Consider the following 12,092-nt stretch of genomic DNA (forward strand, 5'->3'; position numbering starts at 1 on the left):
AAAACTCCTCACGGGCGACCGGACTGTCTGGCCGCACTGACGGCGATTACTTTACGGCAAGGTCTGCGAGCCAAATTAAGAACCAATTGTGCTGTAGTAAGCATCTTTGGCTATAAGGCGATTGACGGTTGCCCAGGCTTTTAGGGGTGCCTATAGTCCTTTCATCCTCCACCGCCAGTACGGACTCATGATCAAACAACTGCTTGCCCGCTTTAACCGTCTCGACCTGCTTGGTCAGCCCACCGCCCTGGAAAAACTCGAACGCCTGTCGACCTGGCTGGGTCGCGATGTGTACGTCAAACGCGATGACCTGACCCCACTGGCCATGGGCGGCAACAAGCTGCGCAAACTCGAATACCTGGCCGCCGATGCCCTGGCCCAGGGTGCCGACACCTTGATCACGGCAGGCGCGCTGCAGTCCAATCACGTGCGCCAGACGGCGGCGATTGCCGCCAAGCTTGGCCTCGGTTGTGTCGCCCTGCTGGAAAACCCCCTCGGCACCGACGACGCCAACTATGTCGGCAATGGCAATCGGCTGCTGCTGGACCTGTTCGAGGCCAAGGTCGAGCTTGTGGAAAACCTCGACAACGCCGACGAACAATTGCAGGCCCTGGCTGCCCGCTTGCGCAGTAATGGCAAGAAACCCTATCTGGTGCCGATTGGTGGTTCCAACGCGCTAGGCGCCCTGGGTTATGTGCGCGCCGGCCTGGAACTGGCCGAGCAGATCAAGGACACCGGGCTGAAGTTTGCCGCCGTGGTCCTGGCGTCGGGCAGCGCCGGAACCCACAGCGGCCTGGCATTGGCGCTGAGCGAAGCGCTGCCGGATCTGCCAGTGATCGGCGTCACGGTTTCGCGCAGCGAGGAAGATCAGCGGCCGAAGGTACAAGGCTTGGCCGAGCGCACCGCCGAGTTGCTGGGCGTGAGCTTGCCGGCGAATTTCAAGGTCGAGTTGTGGGATGAGTATTTTGGGCCACGCTATGGTGAACCGAATGCCGGGACGCTGGCGGCAGTGAAGCTGGTGGCAAGCCAGGAAGGCCTGCTGCTCGACCCGGTCTATACGGGCAAGGCCATGGCGGGGTTACTGGATGGGATCGGACGTCAGCGTTTCGATGACGGCCCGATTATTTTCCTGCACACCGGTGGGGCGCCGGCATTGTTTGCCTACAAGGATTTCCTGTAGACGCCGCAACCCTGTAGGAGCGAGCCTGCTCGCGATGGACGACAAGGCGCCGCGGGGTGTCAGGTTGCCAGCGTTATCGTTGACGACCCTCGCGAGCAGGCTCGCTCCTACAGGTAAAAAGCATTATTCGATAAAAGAATAATAAACATAGAAATTATTATTTTCTAATCTAAAAACGCCATCATATAGTCATACCGCAGGCGAATTTCCCGAGAGACGCATACGCTGCTTTAGGGCAGGATAGCGCTGTCGTCCAATTCCCGATTTCGCCAACCTTTTTTAAAGCGTCTTCCATAAGAAAACACAGGGGCTTGTCATGAATTTTTCCGCACTACGTCGAAATCTGCTGGTGGGTTCGCTGGGCCTGGCACTGAGCGCTGGCCTGATCGGTCAAGCGGTTGCCGGTGAGCAGCTGCAACAAATCAAGGACAAAGGCGTGATCAACGTCGGCCTGGAAGGCACTTATCCACCGTTCAGCTTTGTCGACGAAAACGGCAAGCTGGCGGGCTTCGAAGTCGAGCTCTCCGAGGCTCTGGCCAAAAAGTTGGGCGTCAAGGCCAAGATTCAACCCACCAAGTGGGACGGTATCCTCGCCGCGCTGGAATCCAAGCGCCTGGACGTAGTGGTCAATCAGGTGACCATCTCCGACGAGCGCAAGAAGAAGTATGACTTCTCCGAGCCGTACACCATCTCCGGGATTCAAGCGCTGGTGCTGAAGGACAAGGAAGCCGCGCTGAACATCAAGACCGCCGCTGACCTGACCGGCAAGAAAGTCGGCGTAGGCCTGGGCACCAACTACGAACAATGGGTGCGAGCCAACGTGCCGGGTGCTGATGTGCGCACCTACGACGATGATCCGACCAAGTTTGCAGATCTGAACAACGGCCGTACCGATGCCATTCTGATCGATCGACTGGCCGCACTTGAATACGCCAAGAAAGCACCGAAAACCGTGGCTGCCGGCCAAGCGTTCTCCCGTCAGGAATCCGGCATCGCCCTGCGTAAAGGTGAGCCAGAGTTGCTGGCTGCGGTAAACAAGGCCCTCGATGAGCTGCGTGCCGACGGCACCCTGGCCAAGATCTCGGAAAAGTACTTCCAAGCTGACGTCACCAAATAATGGAAGCGGCTTTCCAACTTGCGCTGGACTCCGCGCCTTTCCTGTTGAAAGGCGCGTACTACACGGTAATCCTGAGCCTCGGCGGGATGCTCTTCGGCCTCGTGCTGGGCTTCGGCCTGGCACTGATGCGCCTGTCGCGTTTCAAATCGGTAAGCTGGCTGGCCCGCATCTACGTGTCGTTCTTTCGCGGCACGCCGTTGCTGGTGCAACTGTTCGTGATCTATTACGGCTTGCCGCAATTGGGTCTGGAACTCGATCCGCTGCCGGCGGCCCTGATAGGCTTCTCCCTGAACATGGCCGCCTATGCCTGTGAAATCCTGCGCGCCGCGATCGGATCGATCGAACGCGGCCAATGGGAAGCGGCTGCCAGCATCGGCATGACCCGCGCGCAGACCCTGCGCCGGGCCATCCTGCCGCAAGCGATGCGCACGGCGTTGCCGCCGCTGGGCAACAGCTTTATTTCACTGGTCAAGGACACCGCACTGGCCGCTACCATCCAGGTGCCGGAGCTGTTCCGACAGGCGCAATTGATTACCGCCCGGACTTTCGAAGTCTTCACCATGTACCTTGCCGCCGCGCTGATCTACTGGGTCCTGGCCACGATGCTTTCGCACCTGCAGAACCAGTTGGAAGCCCGGGTCAATCGGCACGATCTGGAGTCCTGACCCAATGATTGTCGTGGAAAAACTGACAAAGCAGTTCAAGGGTCAAGTCGTACTCAACGGCATCGATCTGCAAGTGAAGGAAGGCGAGGTCGTGGCGATCATCGGGCCAAGCGGCTCGGGCAAGACCACGTTCCTGCGTTGCCTGAACTTCCTGGAAGAACCCACCAGCGGCCGGATCAAGGTCGGCGACATCGAGATCGATGGCAGCCGTCCGCTGAACCAGCAGCAAGGCCTGGTGCGCCGTTTGCGCCAGCACGTGGGCTTCGTGTTCCAGAACTTCAACCTGTTCCCCCATCGCACCGCCCTGGAAAACGTCATCGAAGGCCCGATCGTGGTGAAAAAGACCCCGCGCGCCGATGCCGTTGCCCTGGGCAAGAAGCTGTTGGCCAAGGTCGGCCTGGCGGGTAAGGAAGATGCTTATCCGCGCCGTCTTTCGGGCGGCCAGCAACAGCGTGTGGCGATTGCCCGCGCGCTGGCGATGGAACCGGAGGTGATCCTGTTCGACGAACCGACCTCGGCCCTCGACCCGGAACTGGTGGGCGAAGTGCTGGCGACGATCCGCGGCCTGGCCGAAGAGAATCGCACCATGGTCATCGTGACCCACGAAATGGCTTTCGCCCGCGACGTGGCCAACCGCGTGGTGTTTTTCGACAAGGGGGTGATCGTCGAACAAGGCGAAGCCAAGGCGCTGTTTGCCAACCCGAAAGAAGAACGTACAAAACAGTTTCTCAGCAAGTTTCTGAATAACTCACACGCTTGAAACACCCATCGTAGAACCCCCAACTTCCATGGATGGAAGTTACCCACCCCACAACTAACTCCCTGTCATTATGTGCGTTACATATATATGCACGCCAACGAATGCAGTGGTGACCACCATCAACTGTAGGAGCGAGCTCGCTCGCAATGGTCATTAACGATTACGCCGGATTACCGGCTCCCCGCGGCGCCTTCGAACCCATCGCGAGCAGGCTCGCTCCTACACAAGCCATGTTTATTTGCGGCATTCCCTTAGCGCAAATTAACTACCAAATGTAGGAAGCTTCTGAATTACAGCAGAGCTCGCCTTTAACTAATCCACTCTATTGACTCAACTTAGACCGCGCTCTTATCTACCTTGACCCGCTACTTTCCGCTTGTTTCCGATATGGACTTCGCTGAAATACTTCAAGGAGAGATACCCATGAACTGCCTCCCGCGCATCCCGGCTTTGGCGCCACCCACCCTGCCCCAGGCCCACAAGGCCGGTATCAATATCATTGCGGCGACTGACCTGTGGGTCGACATAGGGCCGTACGCCGACATGGGCACCGGCGACCTTATCGAATTGTTCTGGAACGGCCACTTCGTTGCCTCCCGTGTGCTGACAGCGCAGGACACTGGCCACACCGTCAGCCTGCGGGTCCCGGAAAGCTTTATCGTCAGCGGTGCCCCTTGGGTGCATTACCGAGTCATGCAGGTCGGCAGAAACCCGGTGCTGTCGGTGGCGACGCGGGTAGCGGTCAAGCTCGAATGCCCCGGTGGCCCACTCGGTGATGACGAAAATCAGTTCCTGGCGCCGGTAAATCTGCCCGCCTTCATCCGCCGCCGGGGGCTCAACAGGCGACAGATCCAGCGTGGCGTGCCGCTGACCATCGAGCCTTACCTGAACATGGCAGCCGACGATGAAATCACCTTGCGCTGGGGCGATGTGCGCATGGATCTGCCTCGGCTCATGGCGGCTGACGTGGGCCGGCCGATCCACGTCTGGGTACCACCGGCAATCATTGTCGAAGCCGGCGAAGATCTGCGACTGGAGGTGACCTACTGCATTCTCGACCGGGTAGGCAACAACTCGCGCTGGGCGCCGGCGCGAATGTTGAAGGTTGGCCGACACTCCCTGTAGGAGCGAGCCTGCTCGCGAAGAACGTTCAGACAACGCAGGCATCCAGACAGCCCGCGTCATCGTTAACAACCATCGCGAGCAGGCTCGCTCCTACAGGAGTTGTCGCCGACCGCGATTCTTTCTATGTATATTCCTAAAAGTTAGTTCATAAGTTTTTTATAAACGCTTAGGGTATATGCACCGGACCACCGGACATTCTTGTTTTCGTTCGCCGCACAGCGGCGCTTCCATAAGATGTGAGGTAGGTATGGTCCGGAACACAATCACCCCAGTGCAGATCGCCAGGGCATTGCGTGCAGCCAAGGAGCGGCACTGATGTCCAGTCTGGCAGATGCAATCGTCCAGAGTGATCTGGATGTCGCCCCGCTGTTGTTGCCCGCGCAAGTCCTGCGCAACGACGCACAAGCCATCAAGGCCGCCCATGAGCTGGCGCACGTCGCCCGCCTGCAAGCGGCCAAACGTGACCAGCAGCGCAAGCTGCCATGGTCGGAAATCGAACAGTTCACCCGCAGCGGCCTGGGCAGCATCGCTATCCCCCGCGAATACGGTGGTCCACAGGTTTCGTTCGTCACCCTGGCCGAGGTGTTCGCGATCATTTCCGCCGCGGACCCAGCCCTCGGGCAGATCCCGCAGAACCAGTTCGGCATACTGAATCTGGTACTCGGCAGTGCCACCGAAGCGCAGAAAACACAGCTGTTCAAAAGCGTTCTCGAAGGCTGGCGCATCGGCAATGCCGGGCCCGAGCGCGGCACCAAAAATACCCTCGAACTCAAGGCACGCATCACGGCCGACGGCGACGGTTTTGTCCTCAACGGGCAGAAGTTCTATTCCACCGGCGCGCTGTTCGCGCATTGGGTTGCAGTCAAGGCGCTCAACGACGACGGCAAGCAAGTGCTGGCCTTCGTGCGTCGCGGCACGCCTGGGCTGCGCATCGTCGACGACTGGTCCGGCTTCGGTCAGCGCACCACCGCCAGCGGCACGATTTTGCTTAACAACGTGCGAGTCGACGCCGAACTGGTGGTCGACAACTGGAAGATCAACGAACAGCCAAATATTCAAGGAGCGGTCTCGCAGCTGATTCAAGCCGCCATCGACGCCGGCATCGCCCGGGGCGCCGTCGATGATGCTATCGAGTTCGTGAAAACCCGCGCTCGGCCATGGATCGACGCCAACGTTGAGCGGGCCAGCGATGATCTGTACGTGATCGCCGATATCGGCAAACTGAAAATCGAATTGCATGCCGCCGAAGCCCTGCTGCGCAAAGCCGGTCAAGTGCTCGATCAGGTCAGTGCCGCGCCATTCACCGCCGAGTCCGCCGCCCACGCTTCGATTGCCGTGGCCGAAGCCAAAGTGCTGACCACCGAGATCTCGTTGCTGGCCAGCGAAAAGCTTTTCGAACTGGCCGGCAGCCGCGCCACCCTCGCCGAATTCAACCTCGACCGTCATTGGCGCAACGCCCGGGTGCACACGCTGCATGATCCGGTGCGCTGGAAATATCACGCGGTCGGCGCCTATCACCTCAATGGCACGCTACCCGCTCGCCATTCCTGGATTTAACGACCAGACCTCTGGAGAAACACATGTCAATTTCTCAACACGTCGCGGTCATCACCAGCGATGAGCAAGCCCTGGTCGTCGCCAGCGACCTGGCCGAAGATTTCAAACGCGACAGCGCCCAGCGCGACCGTGAACGCCGTTTGCCATATCCGGAGCTGGAAGTGTTTTCCCGTTCGGGTCTGTGGGGCATCAGCGTGCCCAAAGAATACGGCGGCGCCGGTGTTTCCAACGTCACGCTGGCCAAGGTCATCGCGATGATTGCCCAGGCGGATGGCTCCCTCGGCCAGATCCCGCAGAACCATTTTTATGCCCTGGAAGTGCTGCGCGTAAACGGCAGCAAAGAGCAGAAAAAACGCCTGTACGCCGAAGTACTGGCGGGCCAACGCTTTGGTAATGCCCTCGCCGAGCTGGGCACCAAGACTGCCCATGACCGCGTGACCCGCCTGACCCACGACGGCAGTGGCTATCGCATCAACGGTCGCAAGTTCTACGCCACGGGCGCGATTTATGCCCAGCGCATCCCGACCTCGGTGGTGGATGAACAGGGCGTACAACAACTGGCGTTTGTCCCGCGCGACAGCAAAGGCCTGACGGTGATCGACGACTGGAGCGGCTTCGGCCAGCGCACCACCGGCAGCGGTTCGGTGGTGTTCGAGGATGTTTTTGTTGCGGCCGAAGATGTGATCCCGTTCCAGACCGCCTTCGAGCGCCCGACCCCGGTCGGCCCGCTGGCGCAGATTCTCCATGCCGCCATCGACACCGGCATCGCCCGTGCCGCCTATGAAGATGCGCTGCACTTCGTGCGCACCAAGACCCGGCCATGGATCGACGCCACACACGACACAGCCACTGAAGATCCGCTGACCCTCAAGAGCTTCGGCCATTTGAGCATCCGGCTGCACGCCACCGAAGCGTTGCTGGAACGTGCCGGTGAATTCCTCGACCAGGCCCAGGCCAACACCAATGCCGAGACCGTCGCCGCCGCATCGATTGCGGTCGCCGAAGCCCGCGCCATCAGCACCGAGATTTCCCTCGCCGCCGGCACCACGCTGTTCGAGCTGGCCGGCAGCCAGGCGACTCTGAGGGAGCACGGCCTTGATCGCCACTGGCGCAACGCACGGGTGCATACCCTGCACGACCCGGTGCGCTGGAAGTATCACGCCATCGGTAACTACTACCTCAACGATGAAAACCCGCCACTGCGGGGAACCATCTGATGACGGCCACTAAAAAGAAAATCCTGCTCAACGCGTTCAACATGAACTGCATCGGGCACATCAACCATGGCCTGTGGACCCATCCACGGGACACCTCGACCCAATACAAGACGATCGAATACTGGACCGAACTGGCGCAGCTGCTGGAGCGCGGGCTGTTCGACGGTTTGTTCATCGCCGACATCGTTGGTGTCTACGACGTCTACCAGAACTCGGTGGACGTGCCGCTGAAAGAGTCGATCCAGCTGCCGGTCAACGATCCGCTGCTGCTGGTGTCGGCGATGGCAGCGGTAACGAAGAACCTCGGTTTCGGCCTGACCGCCAACCTCACCTACGAGTCGCCGTACCTGTTCGCCCGGCGCATGTCGACCCTCGATCATCTGAGTCGCGGTCGTGTGGGCTGGAACATCGTCACTGGCTACCTCGACAGCGCCGCCAAGGCCATGGGCCTGAGCGAACAGGTCGAGCACGACCGTCGCTACGACCAGGCCGACGAGTACCTGGAGGTGCTCTACAAACTCTGGGAAGGCAGCTGGGAAAACGGCGCGGTGCTGAACGATCCGCAGAAACGCGTCTACGCACAGCCGGACAAAGTGCACAAGGTCGAGCACAAGGGCGAGTTCTATCAGGTGGAGGGTTATCACCTGTGCGAACCGTCACCGCAGCGCACGCCCGTGCTGTTCCAGGCCGGCAGCTCCGATCGTGGTTTGCTGTTTGCCGGGCGCCATGCCGAATGCGTGTTCATCAGCGGCCAGAACAAGCCGTCGACCAAGGTGCAGGTGGACAAGGTCCGCGCCAGCGCCGTCGAGGCCGGGCGCAACCCTGAGGACATCAAGGTGTTCATGGGCCTGAACGTGATTGTCGGTGCCACCGAAGAGCTGGCCTGGGCGAAGCACGCCGAGTACCTGAGCTACGCCAGTGCCGAGGCCGGCGTGGCGCATTTCTCGGCATCCACCGGGATCGACTTTTCCGAATACGCCATCGACGAACCGATCCAGTACGTGAAGAGCAACGCCATCCAGTCCGCCACCAAAAACCTGCAAAACAACGACTGGACCCGGCGCAAATTGCTCGAACAACACGCCCTCGGCGGACGCTACATCACCGTGGTCGGCTCGCCAGAGCAAGTGGCGGATGAGCTGGAATCGTGGATCGCCGAAACCGGGCTCGATGGCTTCAACCTGACGCGCATCGTCACGCCGGAGAGCTATGTGGATTTCATTGCTCTGGTGATACCGGAGCTGCAGCGGCGTGGGTCGTACAAGACGGCTTATGACGATGGCAGCTTGCGGGAAAAGCTGTTTCGCGAAGGGGCGCATTTGCCTGAGCAACATACGGGTTCGGCTTACCGCCGCTAAAAGCTTCGCTGGCAAGCCAGCTCCTACAGGTTTTTCGGGCGCTCACAAAATCCCTGTGGGAGCTGGCTTGTCAGCGATGAGGCCCGAATAAACACCCAAAATTTATGCACTGACTGGAAAAATCATCATGACCAAAAACCACTTCTCTCGCCCAGTCAAAGCACTGGCCCTGGCCCTCGGCCTCTTCAGCTCCATCACCTTCGCCGCCGACGCGCCGCTGAAAATAGGCACCACCGCCGCCTTCGCCATTCCCCTTGAAGCGGCGGTGGAAGAAGCCGGCAAACAAGGCCTGAAAGTCGAGCTCGTGGAGTTCAGCGACTGGATTGCACCGAACGTCAGCCTCGCCTCGGGTGACATCGACGTGAACTACTTCCAGCACATCCCGTTCCTGGAAAACGCCAAGGCGGCCTCCGGGTTTGACCTGGTGCCATTCGCACCAGGGATCATCAACAACGTCGGCCTCTACTCGAAGAAATTCAAAAGCTTCGACGAGCTGCCCGAGGGCGCGAGCGTGGCCATCGCCAACGATCCGATCAACAGCGGTCGCGGCTTGCAGTTGCTGGCCAAGGCCGGTTTGATCACCCTCAAGCCGGGCGTCGGCTACAAGGCCACCGAAGAAGACATCATCGCCAATCCGAAGAAAATCAAGATCCTCCAGGTTGAAGCCGTGCAGCTGGTGCGCGCCTATGACGACGCCGATCTGGTGCAGGGCTATCCGGCCTACATTCGTCTGTCGAAGACCTTCGACGCTGGCTCGGCCCTGCTGTTCGACGGCCTGGATCACAAGGAGTACGTGATTCAGTTCGTGATCCAGCCCAAGAGCAAAACCGATCCGCGCCTGATCAAATTCGTCGACATCTACCAGCATTCGCCAGCTGTCCGCGCAGCGCTGGATAAAGCCCATGGCAAGCTCTATCAAGCCGGTTGGGAGAGCTGAGCATGACGGCTGCCACCCAACTGCGACTGGAAATTCCAGCGCCTCATCGAGCGATCCAGACTGAGCTGCACCCGGATCTGAATCACGCACATGTGCGCTTCATCAACCTGGGCAAAACCTACGAAGGCCAGCAAGGCCCGGTAGCCGCCCTGCACGGCATCGACCTGGCGATCCAGCGCGGTGAAGTGTTCGGCATCATCGGCCGCAGCGGCGCCGGAAAATCGTCGCTGATCCGCACCATCAACCGCCTCGAACAACCGAGCAGCGGTCGGGTGTTGATCGATCAGGTAGACATCGGCGAGTTCGATGAAGACCGTCTGGTGAAACTGCGCCGGCGCATCGGCATGATCTTTCAGCACTTCAATTTGATGTCGGCCAAGACCGTTTGGCAGAACGTCGAATTGCCGCTCAAGGTTGCCGGCGTATCGAAGGAACAGCGCGACCGTAAGGTCCGTGAATTGCTGGAACTGGTCGGCCTGGAAGCCAAGCACAAGGCCTATCCTTCGCAGCTGTCCGGTGGCCAGAAACAGCGCGTCGGCATCGCCCGCGCGCTGGTTCACGATCCGGCGATTTTGTTGTGCGACGAAGCCACGTCGGCGCTGGACCCGGAGACCACGCAATCGATTCTCGGTTTGCTGCGCGAGATCAACCGGCGCCTGGGCCTGACCATCATTTTGATCACCCACGAAATGGCGGTGATCCGCGAGATCTGTGATCGTGTGGTGGTCCTCGAACGCGGACGCGTGGTCGAACAGGGACCGGTCTGGGAGGTCTTCGGCAACCCGCAGCATGAGGTCAGCAAGACCTTGCTCGCACCTTTGCAGCATGCCCTGCCTTCCGAGTTGCAAAGTCGTCTGCAGGCGCAACCGCAATCCTCGGAGGACGCTGTGGTCCTGCGTCTGCAATTCACTGGAACGGCGCAGGACGAACCCGACATTGCCGCCCTGTTCAGTGCCCTCGGTGGCCGCGTACGCCTGCTGCAGGGTGGCGTGGAAAGGATTCAGGGCCATGCGCTGGGGCAACTGCTGCTGGCAGTGACCGGGTCATCCCTTGACGCCGAACAATTGCGTCAGCGCGCAAGCCAATGGGCGCAACAGGTGGAGGTGCTGGGCTATGTGGTTTGATCGCTTGCTGCAAGGCTTTATCGATACGTTTTTGATGGTCGGCGTGTCGTCGTTGATCGCACTGTTGGCGGGCATTCCGCTGGCGGTGATCCTGGTCACCAGCTCCAAGGGCGGCATCTACGAGGCCCCGACGGTGAACCGTGCACTGGGTGCGTTCGTGAACCTGTTTCGCTCGATTCCGTTCCTGATTCTGATGGTGGCGCTGATTCCCTTCACCCGACTGATTGTCGGCACCACCTACGGAGTTTGGGCGGCCGTGGTGCCGCTGACCATCGCGGCCACGCCGTTCTTTGCGCGGATTGCCGAAGTCAGTTTGCGCGAGGTGGATCACGGATTGATCGAAGCGGCACAGGCCATGGGCTGCCGGCGTCAGCACATTGTTTGGCATGTGCTGTTGCCTGAAGCGCTGCCGGGGATTGTCGGCGGGTTCACCATCACTTTGGTGACGATGATCAACTCCTCGGCCATGGCCGGGGCGATTGGTGCCGGTGGGCTGGGGGACATTGCGTATCGGTATGGGTATCAGCGCTTTGACAGCCAGATCATGCTGACGGTGATTGTGTTGCTGGTGGTGTTGGTGGCGGTGATTCAGCTGGGTGGAGATCGCCTGGCGCGGGGCCTGAACAAGCGCTGAGCCTGGTGGCCAACGGTGCCCTTTGTGGCGAGGGAGCTTGCTCCCGTTCGATTGCGCAGCCATCGCAAAACCTGCCTCCCACATTTTCCTGACACACCCTATTGAAGGGTTTTGGGGCTGCTTCGCAGCCCAGCGGGAGCAAGCTCCCTCGCCACAAGAGCCTCTTCGCAACAGGTAAGTTTTCTCACAAGAAAATCAGCTTTTCCGAAGGCCCTATCCCTTTCCTTTGCAGGACATTTCCTAGATCATTTCGCCCGCTTGCGCCTGCCAAATCCGGTGGCTAGTCTCGGCCGGTCACTGCTCATCAGTGATCGGGTTTAGTAGCCCTGAACAATAGGCGCATAGCGTTTCCAGGCTCATGTCCGGCGATTTGCCGCATGCAGAAATATGGTGGCTGTGCGTGGGGTACCTTCGGGTA

At 59.9% G+C, this 12,092-nt stretch carries 11 protein-coding genes; all 11 read left to right on the forward strand.

Going from position 1 to position 12,092, the window contains the following annotated elements:
• The first annotated feature begins 187 nt into the window (after nucleotides 1-187).
• Nucleotides 188-1,180 carry a D-cysteine desulfhydrase gene (locus BJ917_RS17850; protein WP_121103969.1) on the forward strand — a complete coding sequence of 331 codons (993 nt, stop codon included), beginning with the start codon at nucleotides 188-190 and terminating at the stop codon, nucleotides 1,178-1,180.
• Nucleotides 1,181-1,496: 316 nt separating this feature from the next.
• The gene (tcyJ, locus tag BJ917_RS17855; protein ID WP_096513928.1) at nucleotides 1,497-2,297 is read left to right on the forward strand and encodes a cystine ABC transporter substrate-binding protein; all 801 of its coding nucleotides are present in this window, start codon (nucleotides 1,497-1,499) and stop codon (nucleotides 2,295-2,297) included.
• Nucleotides 2,297-2,962: a cystine ABC transporter permease gene (gene tcyL / locus BJ917_RS17860; protein WP_121103970.1), complete on the forward strand. Its 666-nt coding sequence runs from the start codon at nucleotides 2,297-2,299 to the stop codon at nucleotides 2,960-2,962. The genes tcyJ and tcyL overlap by 1 nt, the downstream gene beginning before the upstream one ends.
• A gap of 4 nt (nucleotides 2,963-2,966) precedes the next feature.
• Nucleotides 2,967-3,722 carry an L-cystine ABC transporter ATP-binding protein TcyN gene (gene tcyN / locus BJ917_RS17865; protein WP_096513930.1) on the forward strand — a complete coding sequence of 252 codons (756 nt, stop codon included), beginning with the start codon at nucleotides 2,967-2,969 and terminating at the stop codon, nucleotides 3,720-3,722.
• Between the two features lie 423 nt (nucleotides 3,723-4,145).
• A complete protein-coding gene (locus BJ917_RS17870; protein ID WP_121103971.1) occupies nucleotides 4,146-4,847 on the forward strand; it encodes a hypothetical protein in 702 nt (233 codons plus the stop codon).
• 315 nt (nucleotides 4,848-5,162) lie between these two features.
• Nucleotides 5,163-6,404 (forward strand): SfnB family sulfur acquisition oxidoreductase, encoded by a 1,242-nt coding sequence (locus BJ917_RS17880; protein WP_121103972.1) that lies wholly within the window; start codon nucleotides 5,163-5,165, stop codon nucleotides 6,402-6,404.
• Between the two features lie 23 nt (nucleotides 6,405-6,427).
• Nucleotides 6,428-7,621 carry an SfnB family sulfur acquisition oxidoreductase gene (locus BJ917_RS17885; protein WP_121103973.1) on the forward strand — a complete coding sequence of 398 codons (1,194 nt, stop codon included), beginning with the start codon at nucleotides 6,428-6,430 and terminating at the stop codon, nucleotides 7,619-7,621.
• Nucleotides 7,621-8,979, forward strand: a complete 1,359-nt coding sequence (locus BJ917_RS17890) for an LLM class flavin-dependent oxidoreductase (RefSeq protein ID WP_121103974.1) — start codon at nucleotides 7,621-7,623, stop codon at nucleotides 8,977-8,979. Before BJ917_RS17885 ends, BJ917_RS17890 begins: the two co-directional genes overlap by 1 nt.
• 127 nt (nucleotides 8,980-9,106) lie before the next feature.
• Nucleotides 9,107-9,916 carry a MetQ/NlpA family ABC transporter substrate-binding protein gene (locus BJ917_RS17895; protein ID WP_096513935.1) on the forward strand — a complete coding sequence of 270 codons (810 nt, stop codon included), beginning with the start codon at nucleotides 9,107-9,109 and terminating at the stop codon, nucleotides 9,914-9,916.
• A 2-nt stretch (nucleotides 9,917-9,918) separates the two neighbouring features.
• Entirely contained in the window at nucleotides 9,919-11,040 is a 1,122-nt protein-coding gene (locus BJ917_RS17900; protein ID WP_121103975.1) for a methionine ABC transporter ATP-binding protein, read from the forward strand.
• A complete protein-coding gene (locus BJ917_RS17905) occupies nucleotides 11,030-11,674 on the forward strand; it encodes a methionine ABC transporter permease (protein ID WP_096513937.1) in 645 nt (214 codons plus the stop codon). The genes BJ917_RS17900 and BJ917_RS17905 overlap by 11 nt, the downstream gene beginning before the upstream one ends.
• Nucleotides 11,675-12,092 lie beyond the last annotated feature (418 nt).

The organism is Pseudomonas sp. WPR_5_2 (assembly GCF_003634475.1).
In the GTDB taxonomy this organism is placed as follows: domain Bacteria; phylum Pseudomonadota; class Gammaproteobacteria; order Pseudomonadales; family Pseudomonadaceae; genus Aquipseudomonas; species Aquipseudomonas izuensis.

What these genes read in the sequence shown, in the direction of transcription:
- BJ917_RS17880 (WP_121103972.1), top strand. Translation starts at nt 5,163, where the DNA reads ATGTCCAGTCTGGCAGATGCAATCGTCCAGAGTGATCTGGATGTCGCC.
- BJ917_RS17900 (WP_121103975.1), top strand. Translation starts at nt 9,919, where the DNA reads ATGACGGCTGCCACCCAACTGCGACTGGAAATTCCAGCGCCTCATCGA.
- BJ917_RS17850 (WP_121103969.1), top strand. Translation starts at nt 188, where the DNA reads ATGATCAAACAACTGCTTGCCCGCTTTAACCGTCTCGACCTGCTTGGT.
- tcyN (WP_096513930.1), top strand. Translation starts at nt 2,967, where the DNA reads ATGATTGTCGTGGAAAAACTGACAAAGCAGTTCAAGGGTCAAGTCGTA.
- BJ917_RS17905 (WP_096513937.1), top strand. Translation starts at nt 11,030, where the DNA reads ATGTGGTTTGATCGCTTGCTGCAAGGCTTTATCGATACGTTTTTGATG.
- BJ917_RS17885 (WP_121103973.1), top strand. Translation starts at nt 6,428, where the DNA reads ATGTCAATTTCTCAACACGTCGCGGTCATCACCAGCGATGAGCAAGCC.
- BJ917_RS17870 (WP_121103971.1), top strand. Translation starts at nt 4,146, where the DNA reads ATGAACTGCCTCCCGCGCATCCCGGCTTTGGCGCCACCCACCCTGCCC.
- tcyL (WP_121103970.1), top strand. Translation starts at nt 2,297, where the DNA reads ATGGAAGCGGCTTTCCAACTTGCGCTGGACTCCGCGCCTTTCCTGTTG.
- BJ917_RS17895 (WP_096513935.1), top strand. Translation starts at nt 9,107, where the DNA reads ATGACCAAAAACCACTTCTCTCGCCCAGTCAAAGCACTGGCCCTGGCC.
- tcyJ (WP_096513928.1), top strand. Translation starts at nt 1,497, where the DNA reads ATGAATTTTTCCGCACTACGTCGAAATCTGCTGGTGGGTTCGCTGGGC.
- BJ917_RS17890 (WP_121103974.1), top strand. Translation starts at nt 7,621, where the DNA reads ATGACGGCCACTAAAAAGAAAATCCTGCTCAACGCGTTCAACATGAAC.